Origin of the sequence: Mesorhizobium sp. M0052, assembly GCF_040323255.1 — a bacterium.
Taxonomy (GTDB): Bacteria; Pseudomonadota; Alphaproteobacteria; order Rhizobiales; family Rhizobiaceae; genus Mesorhizobium.
Genome location: NZ_JAMYUS010000005.1, coordinates 153,899 through 178,133 on the forward strand (window position 1 = coordinate 153,899; position 24,235 = coordinate 178,133).

Annotated in this window: 23 protein-coding genes and 1 pseudogene; 10 read left to right on the forward strand and 14 right to left on the reverse strand. The window is 60.4% G+C overall.

All coding sequences use genetic code 11. The features are described 5' to 3' along the window. The first annotated feature begins 64 nt into the window (after positions 1 to 64). Genes NKJ77_RS08215 through NKJ77_RS08230 form a run of 4 tightly spaced genes read left to right on the forward strand, consistent with a single transcriptional unit; the run spans position 65 to position 4,801 of the window. On the forward strand, positions 65 to 1,642 hold the full coding sequence (locus tag NKJ77_RS08215; protein WP_023691315.1) for an ABC transporter ATP-binding protein: 1,578 nt from the start codon (positions 65 to 67) through the stop codon (positions 1,640 to 1,642). Beyond that, positions 1,639 to 2,763, forward strand: coding sequence for an ABC transporter permease (locus tag NKJ77_RS08220; RefSeq protein ID WP_031193354.1), 1,125 nt, complete (start codon positions 1,639 to 1,641; stop codon positions 2,761 to 2,763). The genes NKJ77_RS08215 and NKJ77_RS08220 overlap by 4 nt, the downstream gene beginning before the upstream one ends. After that, positions 2,763 to 3,683, forward strand: coding sequence for an ABC transporter permease (locus NKJ77_RS08225; RefSeq protein WP_023668962.1), 921 nt, complete (start codon positions 2,763 to 2,765; stop codon positions 3,681 to 3,683). Before NKJ77_RS08220 ends, NKJ77_RS08225 begins: the two co-directional genes overlap by 1 nt. A 50-nt stretch (positions 3,684 to 3,733) precedes the next feature. Next, the gene (locus NKJ77_RS08230) at positions 3,734 to 4,801 is read left to right on the forward strand and encodes a BMP family ABC transporter substrate-binding protein (protein ID WP_023682527.1); all 1,068 of its coding nucleotides are present in this window, start codon (positions 3,734 to 3,736) and stop codon (positions 4,799 to 4,801) included. Positions 4,802 to 4,940: 139 nt separating this feature from the next. Here NKJ77_RS08230 and rimO read toward each other — a convergent pair whose 3' ends face one another. From rimO to NKJ77_RS08260, 6 genes are all read right to left on the reverse strand, one after another. Then, positions 4,941 to 6,254: a 30S ribosomal protein S12 methylthiotransferase RimO gene (gene rimO, locus NKJ77_RS08235; RefSeq protein ID WP_023691314.1), complete on the reverse strand. Its 1,314-nt coding sequence runs from the start codon at positions 6,252 to 6,254 to the stop codon at positions 4,941 to 4,943. Between the two features lie 139 nt (positions 6,255 to 6,393). Further along, on the reverse strand, positions 6,394 to 7,053 hold the full coding sequence (locus NKJ77_RS08240) for a TerC family protein (protein WP_023668959.1): 660 nt from the start codon (positions 7,051 to 7,053) through the stop codon (positions 6,394 to 6,396). A gap of 262 nt (positions 7,054 to 7,315) precedes the next feature. Continuing rightward, on the reverse strand, positions 7,316 to 7,723 hold the full coding sequence (locus NKJ77_RS08245; RefSeq protein ID WP_032904882.1) for a DUF930 domain-containing protein: 408 nt from the start codon (positions 7,721 to 7,723) through the stop codon (positions 7,316 to 7,318). 119 nt (positions 7,724 to 7,842) lie between these two features. Further along, entirely contained in the window at positions 7,843 to 8,769 is a 927-nt protein-coding gene (locus NKJ77_RS08250; protein ID WP_352534810.1) for a glycosyltransferase family 2 protein, read from the reverse strand. Beyond that, positions 8,770 to 9,990, reverse strand: coding sequence for an FAD-dependent oxidoreductase (locus tag NKJ77_RS08255; protein ID WP_352534812.1), 1,221 nt, complete (start codon positions 9,988 to 9,990; stop codon positions 8,770 to 8,772). It lies immediately after the preceding gene. A gap of 43 nt (positions 9,991 to 10,033) precedes the next feature. After that, a complete protein-coding gene (locus NKJ77_RS08260) occupies positions 10,034 to 10,423 on the reverse strand; it encodes a sugar 3,4-ketoisomerase (protein ID WP_023696117.1) in 390 nt (129 codons plus the stop codon). Positions 10,424 to 10,854: 431 nt separating this feature from the next. On the opposite strand from NKJ77_RS08260, the gene NKJ77_RS08265 reads away from it, so the two are divergent. Further along, a complete protein-coding gene (locus NKJ77_RS08265; protein ID WP_352534814.1) occupies positions 10,855 to 11,583 on the forward strand; it encodes a hypothetical protein in 729 nt (242 codons plus the stop codon). A gap of 347 nt (positions 11,584 to 11,930) precedes the next feature. Here NKJ77_RS08265 and NKJ77_RS08270 read toward each other — a convergent pair whose 3' ends face one another. Further along, positions 11,931 to 12,122 carry a DUF3606 domain-containing protein gene (locus NKJ77_RS08270; RefSeq protein WP_023668952.1) on the reverse strand — a complete coding sequence of 64 codons (192 nt, stop codon included), beginning with the start codon at positions 12,120 to 12,122 and terminating at the stop codon, positions 11,931 to 11,933. Positions 12,123 to 12,308: 186 nt separating this feature from the next. On the opposite strand from NKJ77_RS08270, the gene NKJ77_RS08275 reads away from it, so the two are divergent. The 3 genes from NKJ77_RS08275 (at position 12,309) to NKJ77_RS08285 (ending at position 16,165) form a co-directional block, all read left to right on the forward strand. Beyond that, positions 12,309 to 12,470: a hypothetical protein gene (locus tag NKJ77_RS08275; protein ID WP_023691300.1), complete on the forward strand. Its 162-nt coding sequence runs from the start codon at positions 12,309 to 12,311 to the stop codon at positions 12,468 to 12,470. Positions 12,471 to 12,556: 86 nt separating this feature from the next. Beyond that, positions 12,557 to 14,029 (forward strand): tyrosine-type recombinase/integrase, encoded by a 1,473-nt coding sequence (locus NKJ77_RS08280; RefSeq protein ID WP_352534816.1) that lies wholly within the window; start codon positions 12,557 to 12,559, stop codon positions 14,027 to 14,029. A gap of 441 nt (positions 14,030 to 14,470) precedes the next feature. After that, positions 14,471 to 16,165 (forward strand): tyrosine-type recombinase/integrase, encoded by a 1,695-nt coding sequence (locus tag NKJ77_RS08285; RefSeq protein WP_352534818.1) that lies wholly within the window; start codon positions 14,471 to 14,473, stop codon positions 16,163 to 16,165. 201 nt (positions 16,166 to 16,366) lie between these two features. On the opposite strand, the gene NKJ77_RS08290 is transcribed toward NKJ77_RS08285, so the two are convergent. Next, positions 16,367 to 17,014 (reverse strand): helix-turn-helix domain-containing protein, encoded by a 648-nt coding sequence (locus tag NKJ77_RS08290; RefSeq protein ID WP_023829820.1) that lies wholly within the window; start codon positions 17,012 to 17,014, stop codon positions 16,367 to 16,369. A 239-nt stretch (positions 17,015 to 17,253) separates the two neighbouring features. On the opposite strand from NKJ77_RS08290, the gene NKJ77_RS32390 reads away from it, so the two are divergent. Next, positions 17,254 to 17,475, forward strand: coding sequence for an exopolysaccharide production repressor protein (locus NKJ77_RS32390; RefSeq protein ID WP_502902090.1), 222 nt, complete (start codon positions 17,254 to 17,256; stop codon positions 17,473 to 17,475). Positions 17,476 to 17,580: 105 nt separating this feature from the next. Here the strand turns inward: NKJ77_RS32390 and NKJ77_RS08295 are convergent, their stop codons facing one another. The 6 genes from NKJ77_RS08295 to arcD all read right to left on the reverse strand — a co-directional run bounded on the left by NKJ77_RS08295 (position 17,581) and on the right by arcD (position 23,470). Then, positions 17,581 to 17,757: a hypothetical protein gene (locus NKJ77_RS08295; protein ID WP_023829819.1), complete on the reverse strand. Its 177-nt coding sequence runs from the start codon at positions 17,755 to 17,757 to the stop codon at positions 17,581 to 17,583. Positions 17,758 to 17,812: 55 nt separating this feature from the next. Next, the gene (locus NKJ77_RS08300) at positions 17,813 to 18,703 is read right to left on the reverse strand and encodes a putative universal stress family protein (protein WP_352519936.1); all 891 of its coding nucleotides are present in this window, start codon (positions 18,701 to 18,703) and stop codon (positions 17,813 to 17,815) included. A 132-nt stretch (positions 18,704 to 18,835) separates the two neighbouring features. Next, entirely contained in the window at positions 18,836 to 19,756 is a 921-nt protein-coding gene (gene arcC / locus NKJ77_RS08305; RefSeq protein WP_023829817.1) for a carbamate kinase, read from the reverse strand. Position 19,757: 1 nt separating this feature from the next. Next, entirely contained in the window at positions 19,758 to 20,759 is a 1,002-nt protein-coding gene (argF, locus tag NKJ77_RS08310; protein ID WP_023835091.1) for an ornithine carbamoyltransferase, read from the reverse strand. Between the two features lie 16 nt (positions 20,760 to 20,775). Further along, positions 20,776 to 21,990, reverse strand: a complete 1,215-nt coding sequence (locus tag NKJ77_RS08315; protein ID WP_023829815.1) for an arginine deiminase — start codon at positions 21,988 to 21,990, stop codon at positions 20,776 to 20,778. Positions 21,991 to 22,003: 13 nt separating this feature from the next. Next, positions 22,004 to 23,470: an arginine-ornithine antiporter gene (gene arcD / locus NKJ77_RS08320; RefSeq protein ID WP_352534821.1), complete on the reverse strand. Its 1,467-nt coding sequence runs from the start codon at positions 23,468 to 23,470 to the stop codon at positions 22,004 to 22,006. A 108-nt stretch (positions 23,471 to 23,578) separates the two neighbouring features. On the opposite strand from arcD, the pseudogene NKJ77_RS08325 reads away from it, so the two are divergent. Then, positions 23,579 to 23,808, forward strand: a pseudogene (locus tag NKJ77_RS08325) (alcohol dehydrogenase); the annotation flags it as partial. Positions 23,809 to 24,235 lie beyond the last annotated feature (427 nt).

Here is a 24,235-nt window from a genome sequence, read left to right on the forward strand (position 1 = left end):
TTTCGCACGAGAGCGGCCAGCGCATACGATGTTGGCGGGAACACAGAACATATCCGGAAACCGGATGGGAGGCACTGTGAGTGCAGATCATGATGGAGCGAACCTGCTTGAGGTTCGTGGCCTGACCAAGATATTCGGCACGCTGACTGCGTGCGATCATATCGACCTCAACATCGCCAAGGGCGAGATCCACGCGCTGCTTGGCGAAAACGGCGCCGGCAAGTCGACGCTGGTCAAGATGCTGTTCGGTTCGCTGGAGCCCAATTCCGGCGAGATATTCTGGAACGGCGAAGCGGTGCGGATCACCAGTCCGGGCATGGCGAAGAAGCTCGGCATCGGCATGGTGTTTCAGCACTTTTCGCTGTTCGAGGCGCTGACCGCGGCCGAGAATATCGCTCTGTCTCTGGATGACGGCTCACCGATCAGCTCGATCGCGGCCAAGGCGAGGGCGCTTTCCTTCAGCTATGGCCTGCCGCTCGATCCGGACTCGCTGGTCGGCGATCTCTCGGTCGGCGAACGCCAGCGCATCGAGATCATCCGCTGCCTGTTGCAGACGCCGCAGCTCATCATCCTCGACGAGCCGACCTCGGTGCTGACGCCGCAGGAAGCCGACAAGCTGTTCGAAACGCTTGAGCGCCTGCGCTCGGAGGGCAAATCCATCCTCTACATTTCGCACCGGCTGGAAGAGGTCAAACGCATCTGCGACCGCGCCACCGTGCTGCGTCACGGCAAGGTCGTCGGCCATTGCAACCCGCGCGAGGAAACGGCTTCGTCGCTGGCCCGCATGATGGTCGGCAACGAGGTGAAGGCCGTGGTGCGCGCACCGGCCGAAGGCATCGAGGCCGCGCAGCCGCTGCTCGAAATCCGCGCCCTCAGCCGCAAGCCGGCAACCCCGTTTTCGATCCCGCTGAAGAATATCAACCTCACTGTGCGCGCCGGCGAGGTGATCGGCATTGCCGGTGTCGCCGGCAACGGCCAGGGCGAGTTCTTCGAATCCGTCTCCGGCGAGGTGCTGCAGCAGGACGCCGCATCCGTGCGCATCCGCGGCAAGGATGCCGGCTCGCTCTCGATCACAGGCCGGCGGCTGATGGGCGCTGCCTTCGTGCCGGAAGAACGCCTCGGCCATGGCGCGGCGCCACGCATGAAGCTTTCGGAAAATCTGCTTCTGTCGCGGCACGCCACCGACGGCAAGGTTTTTGTCGGCGCCGGCGGCACGGTCAAAAGCGGAGCGGTCTATGCCGCCGCCCAGCGCATCATCGTGGCGATGGACGTGCGCAAGAGCGCGCCCGATCCGGAAGCCGCGGCCCTGTCGGGCGGCAATCTGCAGAAATTCATCGTCGGCCGCGAACTCGACCGCAGCCCTGCCGTCATGGTCGTCAACCAGCCGACCTGGGGCGTCGACGCCGGTGCCGCCGCCCACATCCGCCAGGCGCTGATCGAACTGGCGCGCAGCGGCTCGGCGGTTCTGGTCATCAGCCAGGACCTCGATGAGCTGTTCGAGATTTCGGACGCGATCGCGGTCATGCACAATGGCGAATTGTCGAAACCGCTGCCGATCGCCGAGGCAACTTTCGAAAAGATCGGCCTGTTGATGGGCGGCGCCGAGCCCGGCCACGCCGAACATGGTCTGGAGACGGCATGATGCGCCTCGAACTCGTCAAACGCCCGCAGCGCTCGATGCTGTTTTCCGCGCTGTCGCCCTTCATCGCCTTCGCCCTGACGATCATCGCCGGCGCGGTTCTGTTCGCGTTGCTCGGCGTCAACCCGCTGAGCGCATTCGAGATCTATTTCATCGAGCCGATCAGCCAGGTCTGGCAGTTGCATGAACTGGCGATCAAGGCCGCACCTTTGATCCTGATCGCGGTCGGCCTGTCGGTCTGTTACAAGGCCAACATCTGGAACATCGGCGCTGAGGGACAGTTCATCCTCGGCGGCATTTTCGGCTCGGCCATTCCGGTGCTGTTTCCCGGGTTCGAAGGCCCGCTTGTGCTGCCGCTGATGCTGTTGTTCGGCATGGTCGGCGGCGCCGCCTATGCGGCAATCCCTGCTCTCCTAAAGACGCGCTTCGGCACCAACGAAATCCTGACCAGCCTGATGCTGGTCTACGTCGCCCAGCTTTTCCTCGACTGGCTGGTGCGCGGCCCCTGGCGCGATCCGCAGGGCCATGGTTTTCCGCAGACGATCCAGTTCAACGACTCGGCGGTCCTGCCGGAACTGATGCCGGACGCCGGCCGTGCCAATTGGGGTTTTGTCTTCGCGCTTGTTGCAGCCGTGCTGATCTGGGTGCTAATGAGCCGCCTGCTCAAGGGTTTTGAGGTCCGCGTGCTCGGCTCCAGCCCGAGGGCAGGGCGCTTCGCCGGCTTCGGCCTCAACCGCATGGTCTTCTTCGCCTTCCTGCTGTCAGGCGCGCTGGCCGGGCTTGCCGGCATTTCGGAAGTCTCCGGCGCCATCGGCCAGCTGCAACCGGTGATCTCGCCCGGCTACGGCTTCACAGCGATCATTGTGGCGTTCCTCGGCCGGCTCAATCCGCTCGGCATCGTCGCCGCCGGCCTGGTGCTGGCGCTGACTTATCTCGGCGGCGAGGCGGTGCAAAGCGCGCTCGGCATTTCCGACAAGGTGGCGCGTGTGTTCCAGGGCATGCTTTTGTTCTTCGTGCTCGGTTGCGACACGCTCATCCATTACCGCATTCGCCTGGTCGGCATGGCGCTGACGAAAAGCGCGGCGAAGCTTGAAGCCGCGCCGAAGTTGAAGGAAGCCCGCTGATGGACATCGCCGTCAACATCCTTTTGACCATCGCCACGGCGGCAACGCCGCTTTTAATAGCGGCAATCGGCGAACTCGTGGTCGAGCGCTCCGGCGTGCTCAACCTCGGCGTCGAAGGCATGATGATCATGGGCGCCGTCGGCGGCTTCGGCGCCGGCTATCTCACGGGATCGCCCTGGATCGGCCTGTTGGCGGCAATCGCCATGGGTGCCGTGTTCTCGCTGCTGTTTGCGGTGATGACGCTGTCGCTCGCCACCAACCAGGTGGCGACCGGCCTGTCGTTGACGCTGCTTGGCCTCGGCCTGTCCGGCATGATGGGGACCAGCTTCGTCGGCCAGCCGGGCGAGCGGCTGCCAAACCTCTACGTTCCGGTGCTCACCGACATTCCCGTCGTCGGCAGGCTGTTGTTCGGCCAGGACCCAATCTTCTACATCTCGATCGCGCTGACGGCGGCCGTCATGTGGTTCCTGTTCAAGACCCGCACCGGCCTCACCCTGCGCTCGATCGGAGACAGCCACACATCGGCACATGCGCTCGGCATCAAAGTCATCCGCTACCGCTATCTCGCGGTCATCTTCGGCGGCGCCTGCGCCGGCCTTGCGGGCGGCCACCTGTCGCTGGTCTACACGCCGCAATGGGTAGAGAACATGAGCGCGGGCCGCGGCTGGATCGCGCTGGCGCTGGTCGTCTTCGCCTCCTGGCGTCCGTGGCGCGTGCTGGCCGGCGCCTACATCTTCGGCGCGGTGTGGATCGGCCAGCTTCATGCACAGGCATTTGGCATTCCGGTGCCTTCGCAGCTGCTTTCTTCTCTGCCCTATCTGGCAACCGTCGTGGTTCTCGTTCTAATCTCGCGCAACAAGCGTCTGACGATGATGAACACGCCGGCTTCCTTGGGGCAGCCATTCGTTCCGGATCGTTGACAACAAAAACAAACGGGAAGCTCCAAGGCTAAACTCAGAGAGGTAACACAATGAAAAAACTGCTTATCGCGTTGATGACCACGACCGCCGCCATGTCACTGGCGGCGTCCGCACAGGCCGCCGACAAGTTGAAGGCATGCTGGGTCTACACCGGCCCGATCGGCGATTTCGGCTATTCCTACCAGCACGACCAAGGCCGCCTCGAGGTGGAGAAGGCGCTCGGCGACAAGGTCGAAACCGCCTATCTCGAGAACGTCTCGGAAGGTCCCGATGCCGACCGCGCTTTCGAGCGTCTGGCGCGCGAAGGCTGCAAGATCATCTTCGGCACCTCTTTCGGCTTCATGGACCCGGAAGTGAAGGTCGCCAAGAAGTTCCCCAAAGTGATGTTCGAGCACGCCACCGGCTACAAGACCGCTGACAATCTCGGCATCTACAATGCGCGCTTCTATGAAGGCCGCTACGTGCTCGGCCAGATCGCCGCCAAGGAATCGAAGGCAGGGGTCGCCGGCTATATCGTTTCTTTCCCGATCCCCGAAGTGGTGATGGGCATCAACTCCTTCATGCTCGGCGCGCAATCGGTCAACCCGAACTTCAAGGCCAAGATCGTCTGGGTGAACTCCTGGTTCGATCCGGGCAAGGAAGCTGACGCGGCCAAGGCACTGTTCGATCAGGGCGCCGACATCATCGTTCAGCACACCGATTCCACCGCTGCCTTGCAGGTGGCGGAAGAGCGCAAGCTGCACGGCTTCGGCCAGTCCTCCGACATGATCAAGTTCGCGCCGAACGCGCAGCTGACCTCGCTGACGGACGAATGGGGGCCGTACTACATCAGCCGCGTTCAGGCAGCGCTCGACGGCACCTGGAAGCCGGACAATGTCTGGCTCGGCATCAAGGACGGCGCCGTCAAGCTGGCGCCCTTCACCAACATGCCGGACGATGTGAAGGCGATGGCCGAGGCAACCGCCAAGAAAATCGCAGATGGCTGGAACCCCTTCACCGGACCGGTCGCCAAGCAGGACGGCACGCCGTGGCTCAAGGACGGCGAAGTCGCCGACGACGGCACGCTGCTCGGCATGAACTTCTATGTGAAGGGCGTCGACGACAAGTTGCCGCAGTAAATATCGGAAACGCAAAGGAGAAGGGGCGCCGCGCGGCGCCCTTTTTCATTTCGCGGGCTGCACGCTTCGACTGCGAAACCGCGCCGAGGGCTGTGCCAAAAATCCGAGGGCGCCGGGAGGCGCCCTTTTTGGTAATTTTCTAAACCGCCGAGCCGTAAAGGTCGTAGGCGTCGGCGCGGTCGATCTTGACCGTGACGATGTCGCCTTGGCGCAGCGGGCGGCGCGACTGGATATGCACCGAACCGTCGATCTCGGGCGCGTCGTATTTTGTCCGGCCCTTGGCAGACGTGCCATGCGCCTCGTCAATCAGCACCGGCAGGCGCTTGCCGACCTTCTTGGCCAGCTGCGTCGCCGAGATCTTCTGCTGGCGCTGCATGAAGCGATGCCAGCGCGCTTCCTTGATCTCCTGCGGCACCTGTTCGAGGCCGAGATCGTTGGAGCGGGCGCCGCGGACCGGCTCGTATTTAAAGCAGCCGGCGCGATCGATCCTGGCCTCGTCCAGCCAGTCGAGCAGCATCTCGAAATCCTCGTCGGTCTCGCCGGGGAAACCGACGATGAAGGTCGAGCGTATCGCCAGATCCGGGCACACCTCGCGCCAGCCGCGAATGCGCTCCAGCGTCTTTTCGCCATGGGCTGGACGGCGCATGTTCTTCAGCACCTGCGGCGAGGCGTGCTGGAAGGGGATGTCCAGATAGGGAAGGATTTTTCCATCCGCCATTAGCGGGATGACATCGGCGACATGCGGGTAGGGGTAGACATAGTGCATGCGTACCCAGATGCCGAGCTTGCCCAGCTCCTCCGAAAGGTCGAGGAATTTCGCCCGCACTTCGCGGTCGCCGAACATCGACGTCTGGTACTTGATGTCGATGCCGTAGGCGCTGGTGTCCTGCGAGATGACCAGCAGTTCCTTGACGCCGGCCTTGGCCAGCTTCTCGGCCTCGCGCAGCACATCGGCCGCCGGGCGCGAGACGAGGTCGCCGCGCAGTGCCGGAATGATGCAGAAGGTGCAGCGGTTGTTGCAGCCTTCGGAAATCTTGAGATAGGCGTAGTGGCGCGGCGTCAGCTTGACGCCTTGCGGCGGCAGAAGGTCGATATAGGGATCGTGGCTGGGCGGCGCCGCCTCATGCACCGCAGCCATCACGCTCTCATAGGCCTGCGGGCCGGTGATGGCGAGGACGTTGGGGTGCTTCTCTCGTATGACGTCCGGCTCGGCGCCGAGGCAGCCGGTGACGATCACCCGGCCGTTTTCCGAAAGCGCCGAACCAATGGCGTTGAGCGATTCGTCGCGGGCCGAATCGAGAAAGCCGCAGGTGTTGACGACGACAAGGTCGGCGCCGTCATGCTTGCGCGCGATCTCATAGCCTTCGGCGCGCAGGCGCGTGATGATGCGCTCGGAATCCACAAGCGCCTTCGGGCATCCAAGGCTGACGAAACTGACGCGAGGCGCAGACATGAGAAACATTCCGGGTTTTTCGGGATCGGCGGCCAGTACCACACTTATTGCGGCATTGGTATGGGCAGCGGCTGCGGCGAACGCGACCACTGCCTCCGGCAGATACCCGTAATATACAGAAGCTGTAGGACCGGCAGAGTCAGCTCACCACAGGACTGACATGCGGCCAGACCTCGACAACGCCGCGATAGACCATATCGATCGCGACGTAGAGAATGATCAGCAGGCCGACATAAGCGATCCAGCGGTGGCGGTGCAGCAGCTTGGCAATGAAGCTCGCGGCCAAGCCCATCAAGGCGATCGACAGCACCAGACCTATGACAAGCACCGGAAAATGATCGCGCGCCGCACCGGCGACCGCCAGCACATTGTCCAGCGACATCGAAACATCGGCGACGACGATCTGCAGGGCCGCCTGGCCGAGCGTCTTGCGCGGCGCCTTGCCACCTACCGTTCTGTCGCTGTTGAGGTCGGAATCGGACAGCGCCTCGGTCGCCTCGAACTCGTCGGCATGCGACGTCCGCAGCTCGCGCCACATCTTCCAGCACACCCACAACAAAAGGATGCCGCCGGCCAGCAGCAGGCCGACAATGGCAAGAAGCTTGACGGTGACGGCGGCAAACAGGATGCGCAGCACCGTCGCTGCCAACACGCCGATCAGGATGGCTTTCTTGCGCTGCTCGACCGGCAGGCCGGCGGCGGCAAGGCCGATGACGATGGCATTGTCGCCGGCAAGCACCAGATCGATGGCGATGACCTGGAGGAGGGCCGTCATGCTTGCAGCGCTGAAAATGTCCATCGACCGGAGCCCCTTGCTGTATCGGCGTGTTCGTCGTCGGATATGCCGACGCCCTAACGTGTATGGTTCCCGCGCGTCAAGAGACTGCCGGCGCAATTCCAGGAAAAGTGCGTAGCGGTTTTCCGTCGGGAATTATGCAAAAACAAAGAGTTAGAGTGGGTCAGCTGCTCCATAAAAAGCTGAACCGCTCTAACGGCCGACGCTGAAAGCCACGGGAATAGGGAAGGTCGTTCTGCCAGAGAGAATTCTGGTCGCAGCGAATTCAGTCGTAGAGATTGTACTTCGCCCAGTCGGCTTCCGGAATCTCGTCGCCGATGCGGTAACGGAACTGCAGGACCTCCATATGGTCCGGCGCCGTCTCGCATTTGAACTTCAGCCGGTACCACTGTCCCTTGCTGCGGAAGGCAGCACCCGGGCTGCGGATGACATCGGCTTTCATTTCCGGCGTCGCGAAGGCGTAGGCGACGACGCGGTCTGCCTTGTACTTGTGGTCGTCATGGCTGATGCGGTCGAGCACTTCGGCGTCGCATCTCTGCTCCAGCCGGGTCTCCGGGTCGAGTTTCAGCAGGCCGGCGCGCAGGGCGGCGTCCATCGCGTGGGCGGGCCAGGCCAGCGTCACCGAGGCCAGCGCCGCAAGGAATAGTTTTTTCATGGGCGGGAGAACGACCATAACTCGCGTGAAAAATCAACCGGAGTGCCATTTTGGGGCAGCCGGATATGCGCGGAAATCGTCGTTGGCCGGGCAGGGTGTCTTGACGCAGCCGCTTTGACACGTCGCCGGCGCCATTCTTAATTGTCCGGGCTGCCATGCACCGATTGCCTGTTTCCCCGTCTTTCCGCTTCTCGCGATCGCGGCAGCCACCGCCACGGCCGCAAGGCGATATAGGCAGCGAGGAAGGTTCTCTGTGCCAGGCCGGCCTCGCTGTGCCAGACCTCCCTTATCCCCGCCGCCCTCAATGCCCTTCGTTGGGTGCTGTTGCGTTCCCAGCGCCGGCTGATGCTGCCCGCCCGATAGTATTTGTGGCAGAGCACTTGCGGCACGCGGACAAAGCCGCCGAGCAGCGACAGATGCAGAAGCCAGGTCCAGTCGGCGCTGAATTCGCCTTGGCTGTTGGGCTTGATCCCGCCGCTGCGGTGGAACGCCCAGGCCCTGAATACCCCACGGTTGGGGACCCACCATCCATGCGGCTGGCGCGCCATCACCCGGCCACGCACAAAACCGTCCTGCAAGCCCTCCAGCAGGTCGAACTTCCACGTGGCACTTTCGCGTCTGACTTCGATCACTTCGACATCGCTGAACGACAGTACGGCCTCGGGATTGGCATCGAGCGCCCGCACCAGCGCCTCGATATAGGTTGGATCGATGACGTCGTCATGGAAGGCAAAGAACATCAATTCGCCGCTGGCATTGGCCATCAGATCGTTGGAGTTCTTCAGCCATCCCAGGTTTTTGTCCCGGCGCAGGATACGGACATCGTCGCGGCCGCCGGCGAAGGCCGAAACGATCTCGAATGTCGCGTCGGTCGAATTGTCCTCGCCGACCAGGATCTCGATATTGTCCCAGGTCTGCGCGGCGAGGCTGTCCAGCGTACGCAAAATGAATGCCGCCGAATTGTAGCATGGCACCAGCGCGGTGACCTTCGGCCGCCAGCCGGATCGAAGCTCGACTTGTTTCTGCGCTACCTGCTTCGCGCCGCCGTGTTCTGTCTCACCCATTCACTCGATCCCGCAGATTTGCCGCGCCAGCCTGTCGGCAAGCCACGGCGCCGTCGAATATTTACCTGTGTCGACCGAGATGTAGTTGCCCAGGCGGTTGACCCCGAATTGGTCGCGGCGATGGATCGTGGCTTTCGGGTCGCTGAGCGAACCACGCCCTTGCGCAAACACGAAGCCGCCGCGTACCTCAAGTTCCTCGGCATCGTCGAACATGCTGGAAACACTGGGCACCAACCGAGTGAGCGTGGCGCGAACGTCGCCGATGAACCGCTGTCGTGCGTCGGCATCGAGCGCTTGTGGCGTTTCGATCGACAATTCGCCACTCTCCGCAAGCAACCCGCTCGGATACCAGGAGAGATAGAAGTTGCGCCCGTTATAGTTTTTTATGTCGCCGAATGGGCCAAGGGCGACGACCGCGCACGGCACATCGACAGGCTGGCTGGTGCGGCCGAACAGGCAAAGCCGGTAGCGGTGCGACCATCCGGGAACCGGCTCGATGCCGGCCGTGCGGTCGACAGCCAGCCGCCCCTCCCATAGGCAATTGACGACAATGTCGAACGCCTCGCTTTTCTCGCCTGCGACCGCCACGCGCCATTTCCCGTCAATTCCGTCCACCGGCTTTGCCGACAGGACTTTGGCCGCCATTCGCAAGCTGATGTTGGGTTCACCCCGAAGCACGGCGCAAAGCCGGTCGGCAACCCATCGCGTGTTGATGGATCGCTCCGGCACCTGGAAGCCGCCGACGATCTGGTCCGAGTTGGTGACATCGGCCAATTCAGTTTTGGAAAGCCGATTCGATCGCGCCGCCGATACGTCGGCAAGGTAGCTGGTGGCGTCAGCGTGGCTGCGCACCAATACATCCACACGTTCAAAGATCGCCCCCAGCGCCTCGGCAGCGACGATCGAGTTGCGATGGACCAGATAAAGGTCTTCCGAAAAGGTCGTGTGCGCTTCCAGATTGCTTCCGATCAGCTCGGAAACAAGCCTGCCGAAACACAGTCCTCCCGAAAGCAGATGCCGGGCGGTCAGCAGCGAGGGATCGTTCCCGTAAAGATAGCCGAGATGAATCTTGCCCTCGTTCCAACGGCTGGCGCAGGCCATCGGCTCGCTCTCCTTGTCGAAGAGGGACACCGCGTAGCCTCTGCGGGCCATCATGAGAGCGAGGCTGGCGCCCATGATGCCGGCGCCGAGAATAGCCATTCTGCCGCGAGGCGCTGTCATGTCCTGGCGCGCATCGCGGCCTCTCCTTTCCCGATGAGTGTCATCAGGGGTTCGATACGTAGTTTTCAGGGTCGTATTCGGTATCGCAGAAAACCAGCAAAGACGGGTTCTCGCCTTCATAGGTCTGCAGCGCCCACACCGGGGCATCGACCAGCACCGCGCGGTTCGATGCGGTGAGCGTCAGCCGTTCGATCTGTTCCTGATAGCGAAATTCGATGCCGATCTCGCCCGACAGCTGCATCATCAATTGCCGGCCCGAGCCGTGTGCATGTCCGCCCCGCGACGTGCCGCGCGGCGCGGTGACGACGAACGCCCGCACGGCTTGGAAATTGTAGCCGCTGAACTCGATAGCGGTCAGCATTCCCCTGGGATCGCAATGTAACGAAGTGGGGATCTCGGTGACCTTGCCGCCAAAGAACGTTCGATGCTGCATAACGTAAGCCCGCCAGATGCCGGTCGAAATTTACCTCAGACTAGCGCTTATATCAAAAGACAGAGAATACAACCACTTAGGCGGTGTTTTGAGACACAGCAGCGGATCGATGTCGAGCTCGGCCTCAGGCCGATACGGTGCCGACTACCGAAGGTCGCCGCGCCGTCACGACTTCTGAGTCGCGGCCGAAACCACGGCTTAAGACCTTGGTCCGAGCGGTCTAGGACCTTTGAGTTCGGAAGGCCGGCCGGTCCCAACGAGGGTGATCTACTTCAGCAATTTCAAAGAGTTATGCTGGTTGGCGTTTCGCCGGCCGGCCGCTTCGTTCTCGCAATGAAAGCACAGCTATATCCAAGTTTACCCTTCGTGTTAGCGATTCCTCATGTTGCCCGCTATAGCGGTTAGTGGCGGTGGCAATCTCGGAGGTAGTTATGACATCCCGAAAGACCCTTTTTGCTGCATTTGCGGTGTTCTCGCTTCTGGTGTCGCCGGCCCTGGCTGCTGCTGGTGGCAACGGCCATGGTAACGGCCATGGCAATGGTAACGGTAACGGTAACGGCAATGGCAATGGCAATAGCGGAGGAAACGGTAATGCTGGCGGCAATGGCGGAGGCGGCGGTTCGCTCGGCAAGTCGGCATCCGCCAAGGGCCAGGTCGCCAAGGCCGCTACCGGTTCAGTGTCCAAGGAAAAGAATATCCATGCCAAGCTGGGCCGATTGAACTCACTGCAGCGCAACGCCAACGCCTTTATGCACTCCAAGAGCAAGAACTTCGCTGGCGTGCAGGCTTTTGTGACACAGTCGGCAATAGCCAAGAACGCTAAATCGGCGCTCGATGCCGCTAATCAGGCGGTTGCCGACGCCAAAGCGGCGCTCGACGCGCTGAATGCGAAAGCGGCTGACCCGAATACCCCGCCCGAAGATGTCCCGACGCAGGCCGACCTCGATGCAGCACAGGCAGCGCTCGATGACGCCACCCAGGATGCGGCCGCTGCTCAGACCGCCGCCACAGCTGCCGCTGCCAACGTCCCATCGATCGATGCAGCCCTTGCCCAAATGGCCAACAAGCCCGTTGACCCTGAGGTGACAGATTGGGCCAATAGCGTACTTGCCGACAAGATCGACCAAGTAGCCGCCAAGCTGGCGCCGGCCGCGCCTTAAGGCCCCATGCGGCGGCCGCGATCCAATCGACGATAAGCCGTCGGGTCCGCCCGGCGGCTGCACCTTTCTCGCCTGTCTGCAGCGTTGGTCCCAATGCAGGTCCGAGATTCTGGTGATGGCTATTTTGCGAAATCTGCAGCCGCGCCGCCGTCCTCAAGGCTGAATTCATGCGTGCTTCGCGCATCTTCATCGACCACACGAAACCAATGCTCCTGAAGCGCTCTAGGCGACACCCTTTGGCCCGTGACCTTCTCTACCGCAGATAACGGATCATCGGCGCTCGTGGCCTGAGTTGAGACACACTCCTCTCCATGCCACTCTTCCACCTGGTACTCTGGCATGCCGGCCTACCTACCGCTCCCCAGAGCCTTCGCTTCCCGCTCCAGCGTCTCGCGTCGGTTGCCGTGCTTCGCGATCAATTCCTTGACCTGCTGCGGGGTGATGCCGGCCTTGGTGGCGAAATACTCGACTTCATAATCCTCATCGGCAGAGACGCGGTCCCGATCGCGGAAGTCCGTCTTCGTTTTGTCGTCGGCCATTTGCTTTGCTCCTGGTTGAATGATCAACCGCAACGTGCAGCCGCAGCCTTTTGTTGCAGCGGAGCCCGGATTTCCGAAACGGTCACATGGGAAAACGACCCTCAGTCGCAGGAGGTGCTGGTGTTGCTGTAACTTTGAACGGAACGGTTCTTCTCCTTGACGGTTGTGACGTGAAGGAGATGCCTCATGTTTGAAAGTGTGATGTGGTTGATCGTCGTTGCTGGTGGGCCACTGTTGCTGGCCCTATTGATGGCATACGTTCTTATGACCCGACGCCACCGTGGTCCTGCAGAACGCATGGAAAGCGACCGCGCGACCAAACGGCTCTATCGCCAGGACGAACGTTGATCCTGGGGCTCGCGCAACGTTTGCGCTCACGCTGGCCCGCTGCCTCACGGTGGCAGGCTTCTTCGTTTTAGGAAGTTAGGAAAGATTTGGCCCTCTTTGAAAATACAGCGGCAATTCAGCACGATAGCCAAAATATCTGGCGGAGGGAGTGTCCGCCGCCCAGCAATATCATGACGTTTCGGGCCCTTCAGAATATCATTCAAATTCAGACATGTAGAGTCTTTGACTGCCTTATCCTGTTGCATCTCGTCTCGCGATGTTTCATACTTTTTGGTGGGTCCAATGATGGGTCTTGGAGTGTCCTTTTGCCGCGCAAAGCCAAAGAACTAGGGCCGTTAGAGGTCAAGCGCCTTTCGAAACCGGGATTACACGCCGTCGGCGGTGTGGCGGGTCTGGCGTTGCAGGTCAAGGATACAGGCGCACGCTCCTGGTTGCTTCGAATCTCAATTGGGCAACGCCGGCGCGAGATTGGGCTTGGTGGATATCCGGATGTCACACTGGCCCAAGCTCGAGAGAAAGCGCGTGAGATGCGTGCAGCAGTTGATCGGGGTAATGACCCTGCCGAACAAAGGCGTGTGGCTAGGAGAGCCTTGCTGTCTGCGGCCGCCAGTGAAATTACCTTCGATGAAGCGGCGCGGCGATGGCATAAGTCGAAGCGTCGCGAATACCGGAACGAAAAACACGCCGCGCAAGTTCTGACGACGATCTTGACCTACGCGTCTCCAGCATTGGGCGGGTTGCCGGTAGGATCGATCTCCCTGGCGCACATTGTCCAGGTTCTCGAACCTATCTGGGCTGACAAGACTGAGACGGCGACACGGCTCCGGGGTCGGATTGAAAACGTCTTGTCCTGGGCCACAGTGTCGGGGTTTCGATCGGGAGAGAACCCCGCCCGATGGAAGGGGAACCTTGATGCAATTCTTCCCAAGCCGAAGAAACTGAAGGCCGTATCACATCATCCAGCCTTGCCGTTCGATCAGATTGCAGCGTTCCTGGTCGCATTGAAGCGGATCGAAGGGGTAGGGGCCAAGGCGTTAGAATTTGCCATTCTAACCGCCGCTCGATCAGGCGAAGTGCGTGAGGCAAAGTGGGACGAGTTTGATCTGCGGAGCTCTGTCTGGACAGTCCCAGCTCATCGAATGAAAACGGGGAGGGAACACAGCGTACCTCTCTCTCGACAAGCCACGCATGCCCTAGGCAAAGTCCCAAGGTTCCTGAATTCGGACCTGGTTTTTACAGCGCCTCGAGGAGGGGCACTGTCCGACATGACGCTGTCAGCGGCCATGAGGCGAATGGGCGTTTCAGCAGTTCCACATGGCTTCCGGTCTACATTTCGTGATTGGGTTGCGGAGCGCACTGCATACCCAAGCGATGTGGCCGAAATGGCGTTGGCCCATTCCATACGAAATAAGGTCGAGGCTGCTTATAGGCGTGGCGATCTGTTCGACAAGCGCCGGCAGCCTATGCAGGATTGGGCAGACTTTTGTGAAGCGGTTCGGCCCCCCGCAAGCCCCCATCTTGATCCGCAAAGCGAATCGCTATCTGTTGGGGCATCCTGATAGCTCTTGGGTCTAGCCGATCTGGGGTGCCGTATGGAATCTAACTCTTGACCTCTGCGGTCTTCGAGCAACACCGCGCATGACGTGCGGGCAACAGCTGTGGCTTAGCCACGGCAAAGGCCCGGTCGTCAATGTCGTATGTTCCAGAGATTTTCCTTTCAGTTAAAGATATCGCTGAGCGCTATCGCATTTCCGTGAACAGTGTTTGGCGGTGGTCCTCCGATCGCCCAAACTTTCCCAAGCCGGTCAAAATAGGACCAGGCTGCACACGGTGGCGGCTGACCGAGCTCACAGCTTTCGAAGCCAGGTTTCAACCGACGCTCGAGCGGCCAAGCTCTCATCCTTCGCCAACATCCCAACGCATCAAATAACGCCTGCAAACGGCGTCGGTGACACCGGCCCTTGGTTGAACGACGCCCCTCCCAATCGATGGGTAAATCCATGATCTCAATGAAAAAGCGACGCCCAGACTATCGAAAGATCCGCGCTACCAAGTCCTACACGATTGCGGAGCTCGCGGCAGCGACCGAGCGCGAAGATGCCACCGTACGCGAATGGATAAAGGATGGGCTGCAGCCGATGGATGAATTGCAGCCGACGATGCTGTTCGGCTGGGTGGTACGTGCGTGGCTGCATGAAAAATGGGAGAAGCGGCGAAATCCCTGCCCACCCGGCATGATGCATTGTCTGGGCTGCAAGGTGGCCAGGCGGCCGCTGCAGGGAAGCGTAATGATCCTGCCAACAAGAGCTGGCGCTACCCAGGTCGGTGCGGTTTGCATCCACTGCGGATCGAAAATGAACCGGACAATGACGAATTCCGACGCGGCTCATTTTCAGAAGATGCTGTCTGTTTCAGTGGGCGAAATAGCGGGATTCGTTGTGCGTGATACTTGGAGCACCAAACCCGCAATGGAGGCTGACTCCTATGCAGAGTTAGCGCCCAGCCATAGTCAATCACGTTCCAAAGCCCCTTCTGAGCCGTCACCAGCCATCAATCTTGGCACGAACAACGGTTCAGATAGCAGCGTATCACGCCCGGTCGTCCTTCCCCGCAATCCTCACAATGAGCGATTGAAAAGCAGCTTCTTTGAATTCTGCGAACACGCCCAAGGGAGATCATCTAAATCGATCCGAAAGGACGAAATTGCGCTCCTGATATTCGACCAGTTTGGCGCGTTCGTCGATCGAAAATCGTTTTGCAAACAAGAAGCGATGGATTTTAAATCCTATCTCAAAGCGGGGCCTCTTGAACTGCCCACCATCCTTTCGATCCTAAAGACTGTGAAGCGGTTCTTGGTCTGGTTGAAGGGCCAACCCGGTTTCAATCGCAACATAAATTCGAACGATGTTGAGTATCTCAATCTGACTTCGAAAGAGCGGCGCTCTGGTCAGGCTTCATCGCCTCGCAAGTTCCCAAGCATCGACGACGTGACTTCGGTCCTGAGGTCTATGCCCGCTCAAACATTTGAGGAACAGCGCAACAGAGCGCTGGTGGCGCTCTTCGGTCTAACTGGCATTCGCGTCAATGCCGCACGAACGCTGAAACTAAAACGTGTCGACGTCGAAAGGCTCCTTGTTCGACAAGCATCTCGAGAGGTTGAAACGAAATTCAGCAAGGAGATATCTTCCTTTTTGTTCCCAATGCACGCGTTTTGGACGGAAATCTTCGTCGATTGGGTGAACGTCCTGCGCACAAAATTTTCCTTCAGCGATGCCGACCCCCTTTTTCCGAAGATGCATTTCGAGCGAGGCAGATCAGCGTCTTTTCAAAAGCGCTGTTTTACAAAGGACCATTGGGCCGACGGACAGATGGCAACCCGCGTGGTCAAAGCCGCTTTTCAAGCCAATGGATTTCCAGCTCACGGTCCACACAGTTTCCGCCATATGATTGTCCACGAGATGTACGGGCGAAAACTGAGCATTCTCCAAGACAGGGCTTTAAGTCAAAATCTTGGACATAGCCGGGTTAGCACCACTCATGCCTACTACGGGAAGGTATTGGTCGAGCACCAAGGGGAATTGGTTAAGAGCATGGCATCAAATCCCGAAAGTGATGAAGCGAAGATCGAAAAGAAATTGCTCGAAATATCTGATTTCATTGACGAATATCGCGCAAGGCGTGGCCGCACGGACTAGCAGGGGCACGTGATGCAGGCAGGTTGCAAGCGACGCCGAGCTGCGAACTCCCTTCGCGCAATTCACCTTGATCTAATTCGAGCTCGCATCGGATCAATCCGTGGTTGCGGTGGATCAAATGCACTTCGAGTCTAACGCCATTGCGAAGTCACGAACGGTGAGTCATCAGCGGTTCCCATGCCGCCGTTCGACGATGCTCGGTCATTCGCTCATGCAATGGAGCGCGTCGTGTTTGACAATTTCAATGCTGCGCAGGTTGAGCAGCCGGATGACGCCCTTGTCTTTCAGCCGGGTGAACACCCGCGATACGGTCTCGATGGTGAGGCCGAGATAGTCGCCGATGTCCATACGCGACATTGGCAACTCAACCTGCCGCAAGCCGCCCTGCCGCTCCGCCATATCCACGAGGAAAGCGGCTACGCGTTCGATAGCGTTCTGGCGGCCAAGCACCAGGAGGTGCTCCTGCGCCCTCGTCAGGCCCTTGAGCGCCAGGGGCAACAGCTGATGGGACATGTCCGCTCCAGTGCCGATGCGGAAGGCGCGTACCCCGGTGGCGTTGATAGCCTCGGCGAAGAAATGATGCTTCGTGTCGGCTTCGAAGCCGAAAGTCTCTCCGGCGAGGTGGAAGGCGCTGATCTGCCGGCGGCCATCCGCGAGCAGGCGGTAGATGCGCACGGCGCCGAATTCGACCTGGTAGAGAGCGCCGGCCTTCTCACCTTGAGCATAAATCTCCGAACCGGCGGGAAAGAAGTTGACGGGCAGTTGCGGTTCCGAGCCAAAGACCGCTGGCAGGCTCGGCTGAGCAGAATGCGTCGGCAATGAAATTCTGGAAGCGGTGTAAGCGTGCATGGCTGTTTTCCCGGTTGTTCCGTGACACAGCAATCGCGCGAATCCGCGGGTCGCGAAATTCGGTTATATCCCTACGGGAAACTACCTAGTCGCGCGGATTGTTGATCCACATCAAGTGGCCAGGCGCGCCGGTCGCTTAAGACCTCGTTCGCTTTGGGCGACAGCAATAGAGTCGTTTCGAAATCCTTCGTCGAACGGCTGGGTGGACCGCGATGTATCTTGCGCAATTCCTGCTCGGAATGTTTTTGACCTCGGGTATTGTGTGTCTGTGGGCTTACGCGGCAACCGGGTCAATCTGGACCACGGTAGGCTGGGCGATTATCGACCTTGTAGTTCTGCAGGTCGCATACTTCGCCTTTGTCATACGCCTTGTTTACAAACGCACGACTGCAGACGCTGCAGCAAATTCGGCACCGCCAAGCCACGTTAAGCCATTCCGCCGCGACGGCATGCACTCTTAGAGCCGCCAGACCGTGTGACTCATCCGCCAACGGCCTTCCCAAATCCAGCCGCGGCTTCAAGAGATCAGGTCCCACAGTCGCGCCGCCATATGCCCTGGTCACGCGCTAGTTGCCGTCATCGAACGGGTAAAAGTGGACTACCTTGAGTGTGACCGGGATGTCGTGGCCCTCGATCAGAACCGTGGCCCACCGGTCCCCCAGATCGTCTTGCCAAGTTTCGGTAACGCGGCACCTCGCGGCCAGATCCATGCCAACCTCGACCTTGTCCGTTCTCTTTGCCATCATTGGTCTCCCGCTCGCATTCGCCTCGACTCTGCGTATCCCTGCTCCCAGTGGGTCAGTTCGAGAGCAGCCGGTTAATCGCCCCTTGCTTCAGCAAGGAGCGGGTCATGCCGCCAAAAGCCCATTCGCGGATACGACTGTGGCCATAGCCGCCCGCGACCACAATATCTGCACCCATCGCCCGGGCGACTTCGGACACGGCTTCGCAAGCGTCCGCTTGGCCGACGTCCAAAACCTCCGATCTTGCCTCGACGCCATGTCTCATCAGGAACCGGATGACGTCCCCGACGCTTTCGCGTGCGTTTCTCAGGTTCTGTTCCTCGATCGTCGCCACAAGGACATGTTGTGCACCGGTCAAAAAGGGCATCGCATCGGTGACCGCGCGCCTCGCCTCGCGGGTATCCTTCCAAGCCACCAGAACATTTTCGGACTTAGGCGGCGCAACCTTGTCAGCCGCAAGCAACACGGGCCGCCCGGCCGACAGTACCAACGTTCCGACATCGACCATCCGGTGACGGTCGCTCGGAACTCCTCGTGCGGGAGCCCCGGTCACGATGAGGTCGGCTGCGCGCGCATGCATCGCCAGCATACATGTTGGATCGCCGACCTCCTCGCGCCAGGAGGCATCGTGTCCGACAACGACACTCAGGAATTCTTCCTTCAGGATCTTCAGGCGATCCTCGATCCCGTTCCGGCGCTGCCGCATAATTTCAGCCGCCGCCGTGTCGCCATCGTCACCAGGAACAAACACATATGCATCAGCCGCCGCAAAACCGATCAGCGTAGCCTCGAAGCGTCGCGCCAACTCCAGCGCGTAGGTCGTTCGCGGCACTGCCGGGGAATCGACATCGAGTTGGACCATGATGGTGTTGAAGGTCATTGTCGTTCCTCCGATGAGCTTTATTGCAGGATCGCCCGAGGTGCGACCTTCCGCCTTGATGCGCATCAAAGCCTGCACATCTTGCCAGTCCCTCAGGCTACATCGTCATGGACCCGTCGCACCGCCGGGATGGTCCGAAGCGAAGCCTGATGCCGGCACCGCTCATGGCACTAGGCGTTCAAGCGGCCTTGAAACGCATCAATCCACGCTCCAACTGGCTTTGAACCAGGTACCGCGTTCGCCCCTGACAATTTCGACGGCGTCATCGAGCTTGCCGATAGCGGCAGGTTTGCCCATTGCTTCAGCGAACTCCGCCGCAGCGCTGACTTTCGGTCCCATGGAGCCGGCGGGAAAATTCCACCCCGACACCTCCTTCGGATCCACGCGCCGGAGCGCCCGAGCAGTCGCCGTTCCGTAATCGACATAGACGGCGTCGACATCGGTCAACAGGAGCAGCATGTCGGCTTTCAATTGGCGGGCGAGCAGTGAGCTTGCCAGGTCCTTGTCGATAACTGCTTCCACGCCGAAAAGACTGCCGTCGTCGCGGGCTATCACTGGAACACCACCGCCACCGGTGCAGATGACGATCACGCCGCGCTCGACCAGGAACGAGATCACTGCAGCTTCCAGGATCTCCAGCGGCCTGGGCGACGGCACGACGCGGCGCCATTTGTCGCCATCGGGTGCTATCTGCCAGTCGCGCTCGCTGGCAAGCCTGGTTGCGGTTGCCTCATCGTAGACCGGGCCGATAGGCTTCGTCGGGTGAGCGAAAGCGGGATCGTGTGGATCGACCTTCACCTGTGTCAGCAGGGTCGCAAACAGCCTCTCTTTGAGGAGGTTGCCGAGTTCCTGCTCAATGACGTAGCCGATCATCCCTGCGCTTTCGGCGCCAATCACGTCGAGTGGAAATGTGCGGCCATCCGAGGTTGCAGCTGCCTGCAGGGCCAGAAGTCCCACCTGCGGACCGTTGCCGTGCGTGACGACAATCGAATGCCCTTCGCTGACGAGTTTGGCCAGCACGGACGCAGCGCGTACGATGTTGGCGCGCTGGTTGCCGGCCGTCATCGGTTCTCCACGACGCAGCAGTGCGTTTCCGCCGAGTGCAACGACAATAAGCATCTCAGTTGCCGATCGTTGCCACGAGCAGAGCCTTGATCGTGTGCATCCGATTTTCGGCCTGATCGAAGACGACCGACGCGGCCGACTCGAACACCTCGTCGGTGACCTCCATGCAGTCCATGCCGTATTCCTTCGCTACGAAGGCGCCGATCTCGGTCTCGGTGTCGTGAAATGCCGGCAGGCAATGCATGAATTTGACGTGGGGGTTGCGGGCGGCGGCCATCACTTCGCTCGTAACCCGGTAGGGCGTCAAAAGGCGGATACGTTCGGTCCAGCCGGATTTGTCCTCGCCCATCGACATCCAGACATCAGTGTAGATGAAATCAGCCTCCTGGACGCACCCCGTCACGTCCTCGTCGAGTCGGAAGCGGCCACCGCTGCGCTCCGCCAGGTCGCGGACATGAGCGCAGAATTCCTCATCCGGCCAGAGTTCCTTTGGCGAGGCGATGCGCATGTCGATGCCGACCTTCGCTGCCCCCAACGCCAGCGACCGTGCGACATTGTCCCGGCCCTCGCCAACAAAGGTGACGGTCATGTCCGAAAGATGCTTGTGCGTGAATTCACGCATGGTCATGAGGTCGGCGAGGATCTGCGTCGGATGCGCCTCGTCGGTGAGGCCGTTGTAGACCGGCACGCCGGCATATGTAGCCAGCACTTCGGCCTGGTGCTGGCCAAAGCCGCGAAACTCGATCGCGTCATACATGCGGCCGAGGACGCGAGCGGTGTCCTTCATGGATTCCTTGTGGCCGATATGGCTGCCGGTAGGGCCAAAGTAGGTTACGTGAGCGCCCTGGTCATAGGCCGCCACTTCGAACCCCGTCCGTGTGCGTGTCGAATCCTTCTCGAAGATCAGAGCGATGTTCTTTCTGACAAGACGCGGGATCTCGTGTCCGGCCAGCTTGGCCGCCTTGAGGTCTGCGGCCAGCTTGAGAAGAAAGCGGATTTCTTCGGCGGTGAGGTCATCGAGGGTCAGGACGGAGCGGCCGTGAAGATTGATCGACATCGTATTTCCTTTCGGGTCAAATCGGGTCGCGGGCAATCGGGCAGGTCATGCAGTGACCGCCGCCGCGGCCGCGACTAAGCTCGGCGCCTTCGACCGTGATCACTTCAATTCCGGCACGGCGCAGAAGCGTGTTGGTGTAGACGTTGCGGTCGTAGCCGATGACTACGCCGGGCTCGATTGCCACGACATTGTTGCCGTCATCCCATTGCTCGCGCTCGGTCTCGTAGCGGTCGCCGCCGGTGGCGATGATCCGCAGCGAATTCAGGCCAAGGGCTTCGGCAACCACCGTCGTGAACGGTTTCGTCTCATCGGTGACCTCGACTGCCGCCGCTCCATCGCCCGGCCGCAGCGAGAAGGTACGCAGCCGGTCAACCACCGGCGGATACAATGTGACAAGGTCGCGATCGCAGAAGGTGAATACGGTATCGAGATGCATAAAGCTGCGGTCCCGTGGCATTAGCGCGGCAATCACACGCGTCGCTTCACCCGCCGCGAACAGGCTGCGCGCAAGGCCGCCGACGGCTTGCGGGGTGGTGCGCTCCCCCATACCGACGAGAACCGTTCCACCCCCGATCGGCATGACGTCGCCGCCTTCCAGGCTGGTGCCGGTTCCCAAGTCTGGCGACACGAATGGAATGCCACTGTCGCGAAAGTGGGGATGGAAACGATAGACGGCTTCGACATTGGCAGCTTCCGGACGTCTGGCCGGCCAGTACATGGAATTGACCGACACCGACCCGTAGATCCAGCAGGAACTGTCGCGGGTGAAAAGCTGGTTCGGTAGCGGCGGCAGCACGAAATCCTGGGGGGCGAGCGTCCTTCCCGTCAGGCCTTTGGGTTCGAAAGAAAGCTCGGCGCGGGCAATGCCCCCGACAAGGTAAGATGACAATTGCTCTGACGGCATCTCGTTGAGCCATCCGCGCAGCTCGTCGACCATGTCAAGCCCGACGACGCCGGGATGAACCCGGCGGTCGAGAAGCCAGTCGCGGGCTTTGGTCAGGCTCATCGTCTGAGCCAGGAGTTCCCCGAAGGAATGCACCAACACACCGCGTTCGCGCAACGCATCGACGAAGACATCGTGTTCCTGGCGGGCCCGCTTGACCCACAACACGTCGTCGAAGAGCAGCGCCTTGCAATTTTCCGGTGTCAGCCTGCGCAGGCTGAGATCGGGACGATGAACCATCACTTCACGCAGACGGCCAACTTCGGAGTGAACACCCAGGCTTGTCATCGTGCCGACCCCTTCACAGCGCGCTGACAGCGCCGGTCCACATCTCGTAGACGGCGAGGAGGGCGACTGCGACCAGGGCTGCGGCGAGAGCTGCTTCAACAGGATGGAACACGCGTTGATTGGTTTCCCGGCGAGCCCAAATGTAGAAAATGATGCCGGGCGCATAGAGGATCGCACACATGAACAGGTATGCAGGGCCCGCAGCGTAGACGAGCCACAGCCCGTAGACCGTTGCCAGCAACCCAGCAAATAGCGGACCGACGCGCTGCTCGCCACTCGCGTAGCTCTCTCCCATCAGCGCGAGCTTGGCCGCGTAAGCGCCGGAAAAGATGTAAGGAACCAGGATTGCGGCCGACGCGATGTAGAACAGCGCCTGGTACGTGCTCTGCGCGAAAAGGGTGATCACCAGGAAGGCTTGCACGAGCAGGTTGGTGATCAGAAGCGAGATCGACGGCACGCCGCGGTCGCTTTCGCGGCCGAAGAATTTTGGCATCGTCCCGTCCTTGGCGGCGACATGCGGTATTTCGGCGGCGAGCAGTGTCCAGCTCAGGAAGGCGCCGATCACGGACACGACCAGCGCGATGTTGATCAGGATGGCGCCCCAAGGGCCGACAATCGCCTCCAGGACACCGGCCATCGATGGGTTCTTCAACGCAGCGAGTTCGGGTTGGTTCAGGATGCCAAGCGACAGCAGCGACACCAGGGCGTAGAGCGCGAGACAAGTGAAGAAGCCGAGAACGGTCGCCGTGGCGATGTCCTTGCGGCGCTCGGCGCGACCGGAAAAGACGCTGGCTCCTTCGATGCCGATGAAGACCCACAGGGTCACCAGCATCGTGCTTTTCACCTGCGCGGTGATCGAGCCGAGACTGGCGTTGCCGAGACCGGTGAAGTCGAGAGACCAGACCTGAAGTTTGAAGGCGACGGCAACAACCCCGACGAACAGCACGATCGGAGCGATCTTCGCCACCGTCACAATGAGGTTGATGATCGCCGCTTGCCGGATGCCGGCGAGAACCAGCATGTGGATCAGCCACAGCAGGATCGACGCGCCGAGCACCGCCTGCCAGGTGTTTCCATCGCCGAAGGCGGGAAAGAAATAGGACAGGGCGCTGAACACGATCACAGCGTAGGAAACGTTGCCGACCCAGGCGCTGATCCAGTAACCCCAGGCGCTGTTGAAACCGATGAAGGGGCCGAAGCCGGCCTTGGCGTAGGCGTAGGGCCCGGCGTCGAGCTCCGGCTTGCGGGTGGCAAGCGACTGATAGACGAAGACCAGCGCCAGCATGCCAACCGCAGTGATGGCCCAGCCAATCAGGATGGCGAGAGGACCGGCACCGGCTGCCATGTTCTGCGGCAGGCTGAACACGCCGGAGCCGACCATGGAACCGATGACCAATGCGGTCAGGGAACCCAGTCGAAGTTTCGTTGGCGCCGCTGTCGCGACTTTCGGAACAGGGATGTTGAAATCAGCCGTAGTCATGATGCTCTCCCAGATTGAGGCTCTGATGGGAGGCAATGAATAGGAAGAACGAGCCGGCAGCTTTGATGCGGGTCAAATGAAAGTTTGATTTCCAAAGGTGAAGTTGAGGGTCCACGCATGAGTGACATCCCAGCGATGTCCTACGAATTGCTCTGGGAAGAGCGGGAACTAATATCGGTAGAAACCTGACGCGCCACGACGCGGAAGAGTTCTTTCCCGTTGCGAAGAGTGCGCGGGCTCGCACTCATACCAAAGCCTATCCGCTGGAACAGGCAAATCGGGCGTTGGACGATCTGAGGCAAGGGAGATTGAGCGGCGCGGCTGTCCTGGTACCGTGATTGACAATCTACGAGGATTATCTGGCCGGTTCTCCCACCGTCCATGAAAGATCGTGATGTACCTTGCCGATCCCGGCAAGCCGCTTCCGTATATGTTTAGTCCGAAAATCGGGTGGATGAAGATAAGCTGGCGACATGGCGATGTATCAGAACTCGGCCCGGCAAGTCAGGCACGCCGACCGTCGATCTAGGCTGGAAAATACCTCCTTGTCTCTAACGTGACAGGTCACTACGCGCGGGCATGTGGACGGAGTTCACGGTCGATCCATAAGTCCGTGAAACACGCAGCGCTTCGGGTGAAGGTCCATCGCATCTTGGTCGCCGTTTGTATCCGCTGTCAGCGTGTTGTCAGCTTGGCTGTTCTAGCCGGGTGCGGCGACCGGGAATGATTCCAAAAACAGCGCTCACGGGGTCGCCGCGAGCGATC

Bases quoted from the DNA above. Each gene is read 5' to 3' on its own strand.
- NKJ77_RS08215 (WP_023691315.1), top strand. From the start codon at position 65: ATGGGAGGCACTGTGAGTGCAGATCATGATGGAGCGAACCTGCTTGAG.
- NKJ77_RS08220 (WP_031193354.1), top strand. From the start codon at position 1,639: ATGATGCGCCTCGAACTCGTCAAACGCCCGCAGCGCTCGATGCTGTTT.
- NKJ77_RS08225 (WP_023668962.1), top strand. From the start codon at position 2,763: ATGGACATCGCCGTCAACATCCTTTTGACCATCGCCACGGCGGCAACG.
- NKJ77_RS08230 (WP_023682527.1), top strand. From the start codon at position 3,734: ATGAAAAAACTGCTTATCGCGTTGATGACCACGACCGCCGCCATGTCA.
- rimO (WP_023691314.1), bottom strand. From the start codon at position 6,254: ATGTCTGCGCCTCGCGTCAGTTTCGTCAGCCTTGGATGCCCGAAGGCG.
- NKJ77_RS08240 (WP_023668959.1), bottom strand. From the start codon at position 7,053: ATGGACATTTTCAGCGCTGCAAGCATGACGGCCCTCCTCCAGGTCATC.
- NKJ77_RS08245 (WP_032904882.1), bottom strand. From the start codon at position 7,723: ATGGTCGTTCTCCCGCCCATGAAAAAACTATTCCTTGCGGCGCTGGCC.
- NKJ77_RS08250 (WP_352534810.1), bottom strand. From the start codon at position 8,769: ATGGGTGAGACAGAACACGGCGGCGCGAAGCAGGTAGCGCAGAAACAA.
- NKJ77_RS08255 (WP_352534812.1), bottom strand. From the start codon at position 9,990: ATGACAGCGCCTCGCGGCAGAATGGCTATTCTCGGCGCCGGCATCATG.
- NKJ77_RS08260 (WP_023696117.1), bottom strand. From the start codon at position 10,423: ATGCAGCATCGAACGTTCTTTGGCGGCAAGGTCACCGAGATCCCCACT.
- NKJ77_RS08265 (WP_352534814.1), top strand. From the start codon at position 10,855: ATGACATCCCGAAAGACCCTTTTTGCTGCATTTGCGGTGTTCTCGCTT.
- NKJ77_RS08270 (WP_023668952.1), bottom strand. From the start codon at position 12,122: ATGGCCGACGACAAAACGAAGACGGACTTCCGCGATCGGGACCGCGTC.
- NKJ77_RS08275 (WP_023691300.1), top strand. From the start codon at position 12,309: ATGTTTGAAAGTGTGATGTGGTTGATCGTCGTTGCTGGTGGGCCACTG.
- NKJ77_RS08285 (WP_352534818.1), top strand. From the start codon at position 14,471: ATGATCTCAATGAAAAAGCGACGCCCAGACTATCGAAAGATCCGCGCT.
- NKJ77_RS08290 (WP_023829820.1), bottom strand. From the start codon at position 17,014: ATGCACGCTTACACCGCTTCCAGAATTTCATTGCCGACGCATTCTGCT.
- NKJ77_RS32390 (WP_502902090.1), top strand. From the start codon at position 17,254: ATGTTTTTGACCTCGGGTATTGTGTGTCTGTGGGCTTACGCGGCAACC.
- NKJ77_RS08295 (WP_023829819.1), bottom strand. From the start codon at position 17,757: ATGGCAAAGAGAACGGACAAGGTCGAGGTTGGCATGGATCTGGCCGCG.
- NKJ77_RS08300 (WP_352519936.1), bottom strand. From the start codon at position 18,703: ATGCGCATCAAGGCGGAAGGTCGCACCTCGGGCGATCCTGCAATAAAG.
- arcC (WP_023829817.1), bottom strand. From the start codon at position 19,756: ATGCTTATTGTCGTTGCACTCGGCGGAAACGCACTGCTGCGTCGTGGA.
- argF (WP_023835091.1), bottom strand. From the start codon at position 20,759: ATGTCGATCAATCTTCACGGCCGCTCCGTCCTGACCCTCGATGACCTC.
- NKJ77_RS08315 (WP_023829815.1), bottom strand. From the start codon at position 21,990: ATGACAAGCCTGGGTGTTCACTCCGAAGTTGGCCGTCTGCGTGAAGTG.
- arcD (WP_352534821.1), bottom strand. From the start codon at position 23,470: ATGACTACGGCTGATTTCAACATCCCTGTTCCGAAAGTCGCGACAGCG.